We start from the raw sequence: 13162 nt of genomic DNA, 5'->3' as shown, positions 1-13162 counted from the left end.
GGCGATGATGCGTTTCAAGGACAAGGTGGCCATCGTGACCGGCGGAGCCGGGGGCATTGGCTCTGCGATCTGCCGGCGGCTGGCCGCGGAGGGCGCGCTGGTGCGCGTCGTGGACATGAACGGCGACGCGGCGGAAGGCCTCGCGCATGAGATCGGCGGCACGGCGCATGACGTCGATCTGACGGACCCCTCCGCCATTCGCGACTTCGTCGACGGCATCGCGGCGGGCGGCATCCACGTGCTGTGCAACAATGCCGGCCTGATGCGGCGCGGCGCGCTGATGGAGCTGACAGACGACGACTGGCAGGCCTCGTTCGCGGTCAATGTCGACGCGCTGTTTCACATGTGCCAGGCCGTCATTCCGCAGATGCAGGCACAGGGTGGTGGGGCCATCGTCAACACCGCCAGCCAGTGGGGCCTGCACCCGGCGCCGGGCCATATCGCCTACAACACCACCAAGGCGGCGGTCGTGGCCTTCACCCAGAATCTCGCGCGCGATTACGCGCCCGACAGGATCCGGGTCAATGCGGTTGCCCCCGGTGAAGTCCGCACGCCCATGCTCGAGAGCAACCTCGCGCGGTCGGGTCGCAGCCTCGACGATCTCAATCGTCTGGTGCCCTATGGCCGGATCGGCGAGCCCGACGAAATCGCCGCGCTGGTGGCCTTTCTGGCCAGCGACGAGGCAGGCTATCTGTGCGGCTCGGTGGTCGAGATCACCGGCGCCCAGGCCGTGGCATAGGAGAGCGACATGCGTTGGACCCGAACCCTGCAAACCGTGGACGTGCACTGCGCGGGCGAGATTGGCCGCGTGATCACCGGGGGCGTGCTGAACGTGCCCGGTGCCACCATGGCCGAGAAGCTGCTGCATCTGAACACGGTGGACGACAGCCTGCGGCGCTTCCTGTGCTCGGAGCCGCGCTCCGGCCCGGCCGGGTCGTTCTGCCTGCTGACGCCGGCCTGCGATCCGGCGGCGGATGTGGGGCTGATCATTCTTCAGCCGGATCAGGCCCATGCCATGTCCGGCTCGAACGCCATGTGCGCCACGACCGCCCTGCTGGAAACCGGCATGATTCCGATGGTTGAGCCGGAGACCGTCGTCACCTTCGACACCGCCGCAGGGCTGGTGCGTGCGGTGGCCCGCTGCGAGGCCGGCAAGGTCACGCAGGTGGCGTTGGACATGCCCGCGTCGTTTCTGGCCAAAACCGGACGGATCGACACGCCCGAGCATGGCACCGTCGGCTACGACCTCTGTTTCGGCGGGGTCTTCTATGCGCTCGTGAACGTGACGCAGGTCGGCTTGACCATCGCCCCGGAAAACGCCCGCGCCTTGGCAACCGTCGGCGTGGCGCTGCGCAACCGCATCGCCGAACAGGAACCCGCCCCGCATCCGACGATCCCGGCGCTGAGCGGGCTGGCCTATGTCATGTTCCGCGACACCGACCCCGACGGAGCGCTGCGCACCTGCACGACGCTCCGCCCGGGCCGCGCCGACCGCTCGCCCTGCGGCACCGGCTCGAACGCCAACATGGCCGTGCAGAGCGCCCATGGCCGCGTCAGCCCGGGCGACGTGATCGTGTCGCGGTCGATCATCGGCGGCGAATTCCGGACCGAGTTCCTCGGGGCCACCGAGGTCGGCCCCTATGCCGCCACCCGCAACCGGATCTCCGGCCAGTGCTGGATCTACGGCATGACGCAGATCGGGCTCGACCCCTCCGACCCGTTTCCGCAGGGGTTCACGCTTTCGGACACATGGGGCGGCTGACGCCCGTTCTTCAGGAGACCAAGATGCTCGACGCAAAACCAAACGATCTGAACGCCTTCTGGATGCCGTTCACGGCAAACCGCCAGTTCAAGGCCAATCCGCGCATGTTCACCGCCGCCAAGGACATGCATTACACCACCTCCGATGGCCGCCAGGTGCTGGATGGCACCGCTGGCCTGTGGTGCTGCAACGCCGGCCATTGCCGCCCGAAGATCACCGAGGCGGTGCAGCGGCAGGTCGCCGAACTTGACTATGCGCCGGCCTTCCAGATGTGCCACCCGCTGGCCTTCGAGTTGGCAAACCGGCTGGTCGACCTTGCGCCGGACGGCATCGACCACGTGTTCTACACCAACTCCGGCTCCGAGTCCGTCGAGACGGCGCTGAAGATCGCGCTGGCCTATCACCGGGCGCGCGGCGAGGGGCAGCGCACCCGCCTGATCGGGCGGGAGCGCGGATACCACGGGGTCAATTTCGGCGGCATCTCGGTCGGCGGGATCGTCAACAACCGCAAGGTCTTCGGGTCGCTCCTGACCGGCGTCGATCATCTGCCGCACACGCATATCCAGGAAAACCGCATGACCCGGGGCCAGCCGGAGCATGGCGCCCATCTGGCGGACGAGCTGGAGCGCATCATCGCGCTGCACGGGGCCGAGACGATCGCCGCAGTGATCGTCGAGCCCATGGCCGGTTCGACGGGCGTGCTGCTGCCGCCCAAGGGCTATCTGCAGCGCCTGCGCGAGATCACCGCGAAGCACGGCATCCTGCTGATCTTCGACGAGGTCATCACCGGCTTCGGCCGTCTCGGCAGCGCCTTTGCCGCCCAGCACTACGGCGTGACGCCCGATATGATGACCACGGCCAAGGGGCTGACCAATGGCGTGATCCCGATGGGCGCCGTGTTTGCCTCCGGCGCGATCCACGATGCCTTCATGCAAGGGCCCGAGCATCTGATCGAGCTGTTCCATGGCTACACCTACTCCGGCAACCCGATCGCCGCGGCGGCCGGCATTGCCACGCTCGACACCTACCGCGACGAAGGCCTCTTCGAGCGTTGCGCCGAGCTGGCGCCCTATTGGGAAGAGGCCCTGCACAGCCTGTCAGACGCGCGTCACGTCATCGACATCCGCAACGAGGGGCTGATCGGCGCGGTCGAGTTGGAGCCGATTGCCGGGCACCCGACGAAGCGCGCGTTCGATGCGTTTCTCAAGGCCTACGACAAGGGCATCCTGATCCGCACGACGGGTGACATCATCGCCATGTCGCCCCCGCTCATCATCTCCCGCGATCAGATCGCGCAGCTGGTCGACACCCTGCGCGACGTGCTGAATTCACTGGACTGATTGATCGGCAGACACACCTCCCCGCCGGTCAGGCTGGCCGGTGGGGGGGCGCCGAGGGTGGTCAGGGCCGTCCGCCGGTCGCGAACCGGCATCTCGCGACGTCAAATCATGCGACTTCTGGCCTGAGCAAGGACGCAAAAATCGCGCTTTATCGTGCTGGCTGCGACCGGGATATGCTGGACGCTGCCACCGGTCATTCTGATGCCGAGAAATTCAGGACATACGGTGGGAGTGTGCGTCAACGTGAGTTGGTGACGCGGGCACAAAGCACCGAAAACAGACTGGACCGGAGCACGCCCGGAGCGGGAAAACTCCAACGGATTTTCAGATTTCAGGGAAGAGACCAAGCAGGGTGACGCAAGTGCTTGGAAATAAATGGAGGCGAGTACCGGAATCGAACCGGTGTACACGGATTTGCAATCCGTCTGGATGTATTGAATTTACTGGTTTTTTCTGTAAACGCGCGCTGTTTGTTCACGGTGAAAGATCAGGGACTTACCGGTCAGATGTAAACCTATTTCCACCGTTCTGCTGGCGAAGAAAAACCGCCGGGGAAGCTGCAACTTCCACCGACGGCAATTCAAAAGTAGGTCTACCCACAGCGTACCGCGTCTTGTCCCCTCTCGCAAGCATCGGGAGGGCGGCATGAGCACCACGCTGACCCATTCCGGCCTGCCCGCAGGCGTTAAGCCGTTTGAGCTGCTCGACATGCTCGCCAAGCTGCGTACGGAGCTGGGCCTGCGCGACGAGGATCTGGCCTATATGCGCAGCCTGTTCAGGCTCGTCCGCGCAGAGGACTTCCTTCCCGGTCGCATCTGTGCCGTTTGGGAACGCGTGGCGGGCTTGGCCGATCGCATGAACTTCCACATCCGCAGGATCACACGGATTGAGACCCGGCTCGAAGAGCGCGGTCTTGTTTTGAGGACCGGCGCGGCGAATGGCCGGCGCTTCGGACGACGCGATGACGACGGCCGCATTGTCTCGGCGGGCGGGATAAACTTCGCGCCGCTCATTGACCGCGCCCCGGAGCTTCTGGCGCGCATCCGGCAGACATCCGTTGCAGCGCAGGGACTGAAAGAGCATCGGAACCAGTTGAACGACCTGATCCGGCAGATCCGGAGCCTGGATGCACCGGAAGCGCTCAACGCCGCCCGTGAAGCCTTCCCACGCCTACGCCCATCTGAGGTCAGGGACGCGGGCCGGATGAATGCGCTCATCGACGCGCTGCAGGTCATTCTTGCCGAGTTTTCGCCAGCATCCGGTCAGACAGTTGAGACCGCGCGGTCGGACAGTTCGGTCCGACCTGATACTGATCCGAAAAAGAAGATCGAAATCTGTAGAACGCAAGCCAGCGTGACGATCACACCTGCGCAAGTTCTCACGTTGGCTGGCGACGACTTGCGGGAAGTCATCGCAATCTACGCTGAAGCGGCTGGAGAGACCTACCTACCGAGCTTGCCAACGATCTTTCTGGCGGCGCGAGAGCGAGCGCAGATGCTCGGCATATCCTGCATGGAGTGGGATGTGGTGCGCGACCAACTTGGCGAGCTAAGGGCCGTTCTCTGCCTGCTAATCGCAGATCGAAACTCCGTTCGCGTGGGGCGTTTCGCCGTGCGCAATCCAGCTGCGGCTTTCATCGGCCTAGCGCGGAAGACCACTCGTGGAGACGCAGTGATTACTGCGCTGATCGCCGAACTTAGAAACTTCACAGGCGGAGTGCCCAGTCATGACCGGTAGGCAAAGAGCAAGGCGACCCATGTCATACGCTGACGCTTCTGACACGGGGCCTTGCGAGGGGTGGCAAGCCTCCCCTTCGAACCCCACCGGCGCGGCCCAAGGCCGCGCAAAAGAGCCGCGCACGGAAACCTTCGTTTTCCGATGCTCGACGCAAGAGAAGGCCGCGCTTCGGGCTAAAGCCGAAGCGGCGGGTCTGCCAGCCGCCGAGCTTCTGCGGGAGGCCCTGTGGGCCACGCAGTCTCGGCGGCGCAAGCCTGCGCCCCGTGTTGATCCCGCGCTCGTTCTGGCTGTGTCCCGCTATGGCGGCAACCTCAACCAGATCGCGCGGTGGCTCAACACGGCGGCCCGCACGGGCCGGGCCAGCGAGGTCGAGGCCTTGCGAGTTGCGGCGGCGCTGGTCGGTATCGAGCGGCGGTTGGCGGAAATCATCGCCCAGCACCGTAGGCCGCCCGGATGCTGATCAAGTTCTTCCCCAACGGCAAAGGCGGCGGCGCGGGGCCGGTCGAATACCTGACCGCCCGCACCGTGCTCGCCTATGACGACAACCGAGACCTGATCCGCGATGCGTCCGGTCAGCCCATGACCGTGACGCGCGAACCGCTGCCGGAGGTCGTGCGCGGCGATCCCCAGGGCATGATCGACCTGATCGACGCCTGCCCGCACAAATGGACCTATCGCGCCGGCGTTGTCAGCTTCGCCCGCGAGGACGCCCCCACCGAGGACCAGCAGCAGGAGGTGATCGACCGTTTCGAGGAGATCGCCTTCGCCAGGCTCGATGCCGACCGCTACGCCTGCCTTTGGGTGCGCCACATCCATGAGGATCGCGTCGAGCTGCATTTCTGCACGCCACGCATGGAGCTCCACAGCGGACGCAGCCTCAACATCGCCCCGCCCGGCTATGAGCGCGCCTTCGACAGCCTGCGCGACCTGATGAACAAGACCCACGGCTGGGCCGACCCCATGGACGTGGAGCGTGTGGCCGAGGTCAAGCCGGTCTCAGAAGCCCCGGACCGCGCCGCCGGGCGCGACGGGCTCCATGCCTGGATCGCCGACCAAATTTCCATGGGGCTGATCGAGGATCGGGCGGGAATGGTCGCCGCCCTGACCGATGCAGGCTTCGAGGTGCCCCGCGCGGGCACGAATTACCTGACAGTCAAAGACCCCGAGACCGAAGAACGATTTCGCCTGAGAGGAGAGATTTTCCATGAAGACTGGAGAGCCGAAGCAACGGCTGAGCGAGAAGCTGAACGCGGACATGGAGCGGATCAGGGCAGAGAACGCCGCCTCGATCGACACACAGTTGCAGAACTTCAGGACCGATTTGACGGTCATTGCCGAAAACGCGCTGGCTACAATCAAGACCGATACGGAAGGCTACCTGCTGCGCGTGAGGAAGCACCTCTTACGGCAGAGCGCGAACGCAGCTCGACCGGAATGGAAGGCTCTGATGTGGCCGATGCTGGTGGCCTGCTGCCTGATGATCTGCACCGGGATTTCGACCTGGTCAGTCATGACATGGCTGACGCCGAACTTGAACACGATGGGGCTCAGGGTGATCGAGCGGCCGGAGGCGGTCTATCTGATCCCGCGCAGCGGTCGCGCGGCGCTGACACGCTGTTCGCTGGCAGGGGAACCCGTGGACTGTCTGACGATCCCGGAGGAGTGAGTGATGGATGGTCTGACGCCACTCGAACGCGAATTGTTGGGCTACGTCGAGCAGTTGACGGAAGCCTCGAAGGCATCCGCGCAGGAATTGACCACCTCTGGGCAGGACAGGCGGACGGAGCTGGATGGGTTACGCGGCTCCATGATCGCTTTACTCAGGTCGCAGCTCTCATTGGTCGAAGCCTTGAACGGCTGGATGCAGGATGGCCCCGACACCGCGCAGGCACCGTCGAAGCTGAAAGACAGCCTGTCGCTCGCCCTGGAGGCGCAGAAGCGCCTCTGGACGCGGTGACAGACGAGATCGAGGAGGACGTGCATGGCCTTCGCCATTGAGGGGCAAATCCAGCTCTCCCCCCGGACACGCAACACTGCACAAGCAACACGTAACACTGAACAGGGGACAGGTAGCACCGGACACGCGACACGCGACACGCGACACGCGACACGCGACACGCGACCGTGGCCACTCAATACCGGACAGTCAACACGCAACAGACGACACCGGACAAGCGACAGGCGACACCGAACAAACGACGGGAGTAACCGTATGATTTATCGAGCTATCTTATTTCTGGCTTTGACTACTGATCCGGTGATGGCGGACCAGATCGAGTTGAGAAATTCCATCCAATCCGCAGAGACCGACCGCTACGGTTGCGCGATCCGCCCGCGACCGGAACATCTGACTTTCCGGTCATTTCGAGATTCATGGCGCTCAGTGGCAGCGGACGACCTCTATAGCTTGAAGCGGCATCAGATGGCGCTGGAGGCCGGTTCTTGCGATTGCGAGGCTCTATGGCCCGACTGGGCGATCATCGAGGACGAGTACGCGGAGCTGGGTTTTGCCGCCCCGACCGCCACCGACAGCCTGCACATCGCATGGTCGGCGGAAGAGTATTTCCCTGTCATTTCCGATCTTCGGGATCGGTTACGTACTCAGTGCCAGGAGCCTGAGTGATGGGTATCGTTAACTTTATCGTATCAGCCGCAGACGAGGGTCTCGAGAAAGTGGCTACCTCGCAGTTCGCGGCGGTCGCGGAGGTCTCCGGCACGATAGTTGTCGGGGCCGCGACCCTCGCGATGATCGTTTTGTTTATCAACATGGCATGGCAAATCCGCCCCATGGACGGGAAAGAGCTGCTGGTCTTGTCATTCAAGATCGCTTTGATCAACACATTCGCGTTCAATTGGGCAAATTTTAACTTCGTCAGCGGTCATATCATCGACGGCCTCGACGAACTGGCTGGGCGCTTGGTCGGCTCGGCAATCGGGGTAGACCTCGCGGGACCCAGATATTTTGCTCTTCGTTTTGACCTTCAGCTCGACAGGCTGGCCGAATACGGCAACTCGGCCACATCGCATATGGGGGCGGTCAGCAAGGCTGTGATGGGAGTCTTCTTCATGGCTCTTCTGGCAGTAATCGGCGGCGCGGCGGGCGCTGTTCTCGTCCTGGCAAAAATGATGATGACATTCCTGATAGGCATCGCGCCCATCATGATCCTCTGCTCGATGTTCCCGGTGACGAAGGACTATTTCCACCGATGGGTGTCTTCGCTGGCGAGTTTTGCCCTTTACCCGGTCGTGATGGCTGGCGTCTTCTCGATGGTCTTCGGCCTGGTGAGCCAGCTGGTCGGCCAGATCGGATCGCCGGATTCTGTCAAGCAGGTTGGAGCGACGCTCCCCTTTCTGGCTGTAGTCATACTTTCGCTTGTGATGGTCGTGGCGATCCCGTTCATCGTGCCGATGATATCGGGCAACTTGCAGGCAGGCTGGGCAGCCGCAACCGTTGGAGGCAGTGTCCGGCGAATGATGCCGCAATCCCGCCCGATGCAGCCGAACCGAATGTCCTCAAACGCAAAGAGCGATGCAAGCCGGAGGATGAACCCAGGAGCGGACGCGACCCGTTCCTCAGCCGCCGCAACAGATCCCCGCCCCTCAACCGGTACAGGGGCCAAGATGCAACGCATGATGGACCGCGCGGAGCGCCTCAGTGCGGATGAGAAGAAGAAACGGTGATGGTTCGACGACTGGCAACTGCGCTGCGTCAAAGGATGCAGTACTTTGCCTTTGCTCGTTTTCATCTTCCCTTAAATATCCTCGGGGGAGCGCCGTCGGGCGCGGTGGGCAGACAGCCCCACCTCTTACTCAACCAAAATGTGGCACAGACGATCGGCGACACCATGGATGCAAGGAACGATTTGGTTGAGAATGCGTGACGATGCTAAGCGGCGCCAGCGTTTGCGTGCATTTGTTCAGTCCCAAGCCGTAGACGAGCTACCTGCCAGAGCGCATCCAGACAGTCACCTCCTGGATGACTGGGTCCTTTATGGACCCAAAGACGCACGGATCGAACGACTGGTGCGCCGCTTGGCGCTGGACCATGGCCTGCGGGTGGCCGATATTGAAGACTTCATCGTCGCCACGCTTGAGCAGCTCTCGGCAGACTACTCGGATGACGGCTAGCCTTCCAAAGTCCTACGAGCCACAGTCGGTGCTCTCCCTGTTCACTTGACATTCATGGTTCCAAGGTACATATCTCGGACAGCTCATCTGCCATGTGTAGAAGGAGTATTCGAGGCCGCTCCGGGAAACCGGCGCGGCCTCAGTCGTAGAATTTGCACAGATTTACGTATCGCGCTCTCTCCTCAGTTTTTCGCGACGGTGCTCACGATCGGTGCAGAAGGCCGTTCTCAACAAAAAGTATCCCGTCCGAGCGGCTAGGATAACCAAGTACTCTTCACGATACCAAAGTAACCAGTTCGTTTCTCCATTGCGGCGGTTCTGCCAGACATCGATATCCCCGCAGACGTCAGCGTTTTCGATCACCCATCTGACCCAGCGGATGCGCTCGCATCTGCGTAAATCGGGAAGTCGGTCGTCCTCGACACGACCTTCGGATATCAGGTGCCAAAAGCAGGCCCATTTACGCTCATGTTCTGGTGCCCGCCTCGCGTTGACTGGATGGCCGCGGAAACTCAAGTCAAATTCAATGATATCTTGCTCAAACACTTGGTAGAGGGCCGCTTCGTAGCGATCCCAGTCACCGTCAAGATCTTCGAAATGTAGTAGGTCTGGTGCACTCATGCCGCGTCACCATTTGGCTGCCAACGCAACAGGTTGAACTTCGTCGCTCCAAAAGAGGACGTTCTTGTTAGAATTTTGTCCCCCAAGCCAGATTTTAGATCGTCGATTAATTGCAGTTTAGCCGGGCTGCCAACCATTTCCCGATTTTCATATGCAATGGCTCCAATTAGCAAGTCCGCAAGCTGAAGGAGAGAGCTCTCGTGCGAGCGAATTTGCTGTACTTTCCTGATCGTTTGATGGTCGAAGTCGTGAATGCTGTTGCAAAGGACATCGTGCAGGTTTCGCGTTTTTTGCGCCCCTTGAGTATCCTTAATGTCGATGTAAACAGAGTACGCGTGAGGTGCAGAGAAAACGTAGCGCAACATATAATAGTACATTTTATAGTACCAATCATCGTGCGTCTGCTCATACGCTTTGTGGTCGAGGATGGATTTATCTGGAATGAGTACGCCGCGAAATCTCACAGATGGGTCATTCAGGAAGAATGCGACAATTTCTCTATAGAAAGACAGAGCGCCAGGAGATACTTTCGTCCATTTTATTTCAAACTCAGGAGAAACTCCATGGCGATCCTTTATGCCTCTTATAGCGCCAGAAACTCTCCTTACGTCAGATTCGTCGCAATAAATCCCCCCAAGTACCATTACCGCCTCCCTGTCATTTTCAAGGTGGCAACTCTCGTCGCAGTATATATTAATATTCTTGAGCGGCATATCTCATCTCGTTGCGCGTTTTTGATTTTTTGGGGTCGAATTTAGCAAGCCTAGCTTTTCACCGCTGACCTTCGCCACCCCGTCACCCAACGTGACGAGCTATTATATCCTCAATGTCAGATGGTGCGAAAGCTACATCCCAACACCAAGTGCCAAAGCCACCAGTTTCATTTACAGCTTTGACCCATTCAGCCAACGCGGACCGTTTAGCTTTGTTTTGAGGGCTATCCTTCCCCTTGATCTCAAGGGCCAAGATTTTCCCATTGGAGTATCTTACGAGAAAATCTGGCACATAGCGCCTGCGGGAGCCGGACCACAGATACTGAACTTGAAAACCAAGATGGTCATTCTTTGCATAGGAAAGAACTTCACTCGATTGTTCGAACAGATTGGCGGCATGCCCTTCCCAAGAAGAGTCCCCAACTAGATGGCTGATATGTGACTTAATAGCAGGAAAATTGGGCTTGGTAGTGTACCAAGTGCGCATCTGTCCCGTAGACCCGATTGGGTTTTCTTCGTCGAATATCGGCGTCAACTTGGTTCTGTTCTGCTCAAACACACTTTGCATAAGGTGCTGAACAACCAGATCTATGTTGAGAGCGATCAGAATGCGGCGCCGTAGAGGATCGGAGTGAAAGAGCGACGGAATTTGCAGCGCTCCGGACTCGATGAATTCCTCGACAATCCGGACGAGCTGCGCGGCAAGCAGATCTTCTGACCCTTTAAAGCTATGATGCAAGCCAGCGAACCCTTTTCGGGCCGCTTGAAACACGAGGCGTTGAAGCCTGAAGCCGTCTGGGAGCTTTTCCAAGTCAATCGAGGAGACTTTGCCTAAGTCCGTTGCTCCGCCTAAAGCAGGGGCTAAGTCCGCGCTGATAGGCGTGGAGGCGGGATCAAGATTTAGCGTTCCAACACTCGACCAGTTTACGGACAGTTCGCGTCGCACGACGGACTCCACACGAACCACGTTCGGCCATTTGATCTCAAGGTTGGCGCGTTCGGGTATAACTTCGATCTGCGTCGTCGGCTTGGGCGGGGGTGGGGCTTCACCGGGGTCCCCGGCTTCTGAGATTGACAGGGGAACACCAAAGACATTCACGTATTCCGGCAAAAACAGACCATTTTCGTCAGTGTCGTAGGAAACGCGGCGAAGCCCCCGGCCGACAACCTGTTCGCACAGCAACTGCGACGTGAATGCGCGCAAGCCCATGATATGGGTGACGTTCTTCGCGTCCCATCCTTCAGATAACATCGCCACGGAAATTACGTTCTGTAGGTTTTGACCGGCCTGACCGCGTTTGCCGACATTGTCGATGATTTCGCGAAGCAGCTCTTCCTTCTTAAGGCTGACCAACTGCCGCTTGCGGGTTTCCGGTATATCAGATGCTTCCACTATATCCTGAAGCCGCTGGTCGTAGGCTTTGTCGGACGTCGCCGATTCACCGATTTCAGCCTTGTCCAGAACCTTCGAGTCCACGCGCAAGGTTTTGTTCGGAGCCTGTAATTCAGGCCAATGCGCATCGCCCTGGTTGAAGTAGTGCTCGATCCGGGCGGCGGTTTCTGTCCGGTTGCAAACCGTCAGCATGACCGGCGGAGAATGATGCCCGGCTTCGGCCCAATCTCTTGCTGTTTCACGCCAATCTGCCCCTAGAAGGGTGTAGGCGTCCTGCACAAGCTTTGGTAGCGCCTCATGAGCCTCCGCCTTGGCGCGGTTCAGATCCTCGGACACCGATTTGTCCCGATAAATGTGGTAGAGCTTTGATTGCAGGGTCTTTGAATCCGGCAACGCATCGTCCCGCACCACCACCCGCGGCGTCTTCACCAGCCCGGCCTCAATGGCGTCGTTCAGACCGAAATCCGAGAGGATCCAATCGAACAGCGCCGTGTCGGTGCTGGCTTTGCCGGTGGGAGCGAAGGGCGTGGCGGAGAGGTCGAAACAACGCTGAATGCGGCGGGTCTTGTGGATACGGTCCAGACCTTCGATCCAGCGTGTGGCCTCGTCGAGGTCGATACCCTGTTCCTCGGCCTGCTTTTTCGAAATCTTGACTTCGGGTGGTTTGCGATAGGCGTGATGCGCCTCGTCGTTGATGACGATGATGTCTTTGTGTGCTGCCAATTTACCGAGGACACGGCGGGTGAAGGCTTCGTCGGATTCCTTGCCCTTCTTGACGACGGACCGATCCTGTTCCTTCAGCGGCATCAGAGTGTGCCAGTTCTCTATCAACACCTCGGCTTGGTTCAGCTTCTGGCGCATCGACTCTGATGGGCACAAATTGAACTCGTCGTAGTAGCTGCCCTCAGACGGCATCAGCACCTGCAACCGGCCCTTCACCGTCAGACCAGGGGCCACAATGAAAACCGCGCGGCTGAAATCCTTGTTCCGCTTCGGATAGGTCAACGCGTTCAGCACCTGCCAGGTGATGATCATCGCCATCACGGTGGTCTTGCCCGCGCCTGTGGCCATCTTGTTGCAGAGCCGCTCCCAGGCTCCACCATCGCCCGGCACGTGGATGCCCTGTTTGTAAGCCTCTGCCCCTTCGACCCACCAGATCAGCGTCTCGATCGCCTCCAATTGGCAGAAATAGAACGGGTGTTGGCGCGCGGTCTCGTCATGCCAATGTTCCAGCAGTTTGCGCGTAACGATGGTTACGCCTAGATAGCCATCATTGCGCCACTGATCCACGCGATCGCGGATCGTATTTACCATGGCCAGCTCTTCAGTGCGCTTAGTGTTGTTGCGAGCATCGAAGACTTCGTAGCTGGCAGGCCGACGCTCCGGCTTGATTTCTAGCTTGCCGCCTTTTCCTTCGACCCAATGCTGCTCTGGCCGCTCCCACGGGCGGTTGATAATCAGGGACATG

General features: G+C 60.2%; 12 protein-coding genes. 9 read left to right on the top strand and 3 right to left on the bottom strand.

Going from position 1 to position 13162, the window contains the following annotated elements:
- Positions 1-4: 4 nt before the first annotated feature.
- The 9 genes from LCM15_RS06215 (at position 5) to LCM15_RS06175 (ending at position 8720) form a co-directional block, all read left to right on the top strand.
- Positions 5-739: an SDR family NAD(P)-dependent oxidoreductase gene (locus LCM15_RS06215; protein ID WP_224854367.1), complete on the top strand. Its 735-nt coding sequence runs from the start codon at positions 5-7 to the stop codon at positions 737-739.
- A gap of 9 nt (positions 740-748) precedes the next feature.
- A complete protein-coding gene (locus tag LCM15_RS06210) occupies positions 749-1762 on the top strand; it encodes a proline racemase family protein (protein ID WP_224854365.1) in 1014 nt (337 codons plus the stop codon).
- Between the two features lie 23 nt (positions 1763-1785).
- On the top strand, positions 1786-3102 hold the full coding sequence (locus tag LCM15_RS06205) for an aspartate aminotransferase family protein (protein ID WP_224854362.1): 1317 nt from the start codon (positions 1786-1788) through the stop codon (positions 3100-3102).
- Between the two features lie 645 nt (positions 3103-3747).
- Positions 3748-4839, top strand: a complete 1092-nt coding sequence (locus LCM15_RS06200; protein ID WP_224854360.1) for a helix-turn-helix domain-containing protein — start codon at positions 3748-3750, stop codon at positions 4837-4839.
- Positions 4840-4858: 19 nt separating this feature from the next.
- Positions 4859-5299: a plasmid mobilization protein gene (locus tag LCM15_RS06195; protein ID WP_224854357.1), complete on the top strand. Its 441-nt coding sequence runs from the start codon at positions 4859-4861 to the stop codon at positions 5297-5299.
- A complete protein-coding gene (locus LCM15_RS06190; RefSeq protein ID WP_224854355.1) occupies positions 5293-6837 on the top strand; it encodes a relaxase/mobilization nuclease domain-containing protein in 1545 nt (514 codons plus the stop codon). The genes LCM15_RS06195 and LCM15_RS06190 overlap by 7 nt, the downstream gene beginning before the upstream one ends.
- Before the next feature lie 214 nt (positions 6838-7051).
- Positions 7052-7462: a hypothetical protein gene (locus LCM15_RS06185; protein ID WP_152467008.1), complete on the top strand. Its 411-nt coding sequence runs from the start codon at positions 7052-7054 to the stop codon at positions 7460-7462.
- The gene (locus tag LCM15_RS06180) at positions 7462-8520 is read left to right on the top strand and encodes a type IV secretion system protein (RefSeq protein WP_224854352.1); all 1059 of its coding nucleotides are present in this window, start codon (positions 7462-7464) and stop codon (positions 8518-8520) included. The genes LCM15_RS06185 and LCM15_RS06180 overlap by 1 nt, the downstream gene beginning before the upstream one ends.
- The gene (locus LCM15_RS06175) at positions 8520-8720 is read left to right on the top strand and encodes a hypothetical protein (RefSeq protein WP_224854350.1); all 201 of its coding nucleotides are present in this window, start codon (positions 8520-8522) and stop codon (positions 8718-8720) included. The genes LCM15_RS06180 and LCM15_RS06175 overlap by 1 nt, the downstream gene beginning before the upstream one ends.
- Before the next feature lie 409 nt (positions 8721-9129).
- Here the strand turns inward: LCM15_RS06175 and LCM15_RS06170 are convergent, their stop codons facing one another.
- The 3 genes from LCM15_RS06170 to LCM15_RS06160 all read right to left on the bottom strand — a co-directional run bounded on the left by LCM15_RS06170 (position 9130) and on the right by LCM15_RS06160 (position 13161).
- Positions 9130-9588 carry a hypothetical protein gene (locus LCM15_RS06170; protein WP_224854348.1) on the bottom strand — a complete coding sequence of 153 codons (459 nt, stop codon included), beginning with the start codon at positions 9586-9588 and terminating at the stop codon, positions 9130-9132.
- A complete protein-coding gene (locus LCM15_RS06165) occupies positions 9585-10301 on the bottom strand; it encodes a DUF3800 domain-containing protein (RefSeq protein WP_224854345.1) in 717 nt (238 codons plus the stop codon). Before LCM15_RS06165 ends, LCM15_RS06170 begins: the two co-directional genes overlap by 4 nt.
- An 82-nt stretch (positions 10302-10383) precedes the next feature.
- A complete protein-coding gene (locus LCM15_RS06160) occupies positions 10384-13161 on the bottom strand; it encodes a BPTD_3080 family restriction endonuclease (RefSeq protein ID WP_224854343.1) in 2778 nt (925 codons plus the stop codon).
- Between the last annotated feature and the right edge of the window lies 1 nt (position 13162).

The sequence above is a fragment of the Salipiger bermudensis genome (assembly GCF_020171625.1).
In the GTDB taxonomy this organism is placed as follows: domain Bacteria; phylum Pseudomonadota; class Alphaproteobacteria; order Rhodobacterales; family Rhodobacteraceae; genus Salipiger; species Salipiger bermudensis_B.
This window is presented reverse-complemented; position numbering and strand designations above follow the sequence as displayed.

What these genes read in the sequence shown, in the direction of transcription:
- LCM15_RS06215 (WP_224854367.1), top strand. Translation starts at nt 5, where the DNA reads ATGATGCGTTTCAAGGACAAGGTGGCCATCGTGACCGGCGGAGCCGGG.
- LCM15_RS06180 (WP_224854352.1), top strand. Translation starts at nt 7,462, where the DNA reads ATGGGTATCGTTAACTTTATCGTATCAGCCGCAGACGAGGGTCTCGAG.
- LCM15_RS06190 (WP_224854355.1), top strand. Translation starts at nt 5,293, where the DNA reads ATGCTGATCAAGTTCTTCCCCAACGGCAAAGGCGGCGGCGCGGGGCCG.
- LCM15_RS06175 (WP_224854350.1), top strand. Translation starts at nt 8,520, where the DNA reads ATGGTTCGACGACTGGCAACTGCGCTGCGTCAAAGGATGCAGTACTTT.
- LCM15_RS06160 (WP_224854343.1), bottom strand. Translation starts at nt 13,161, where the DNA reads ATGTCCCTGATTATCAACCGCCCGTGGGAGCGGCCAGAGCAGCATTGG.
- LCM15_RS06195 (WP_224854357.1), top strand. Translation starts at nt 4,859, where the DNA reads ATGTCATACGCTGACGCTTCTGACACGGGGCCTTGCGAGGGGTGGCAA.
- LCM15_RS06210 (WP_224854365.1), top strand. Translation starts at nt 749, where the DNA reads ATGCGTTGGACCCGAACCCTGCAAACCGTGGACGTGCACTGCGCGGGC.
- LCM15_RS06200 (WP_224854360.1), top strand. Translation starts at nt 3,748, where the DNA reads ATGAGCACCACGCTGACCCATTCCGGCCTGCCCGCAGGCGTTAAGCCG.
- LCM15_RS06165 (WP_224854345.1), bottom strand. Translation starts at nt 10,301, where the DNA reads ATGCCGCTCAAGAATATTAATATATACTGCGACGAGAGTTGCCACCTT.
- LCM15_RS06205 (WP_224854362.1), top strand. Translation starts at nt 1,786, where the DNA reads ATGCTCGACGCAAAACCAAACGATCTGAACGCCTTCTGGATGCCGTTC.
- LCM15_RS06170 (WP_224854348.1), bottom strand. Translation starts at nt 9,588, where the DNA reads ATGAGTGCACCAGACCTACTACATTTCGAAGATCTTGACGGTGACTGG.
- LCM15_RS06185 (WP_152467008.1), top strand. Translation starts at nt 7,052, where the DNA reads ATGATTTATCGAGCTATCTTATTTCTGGCTTTGACTACTGATCCGGTG.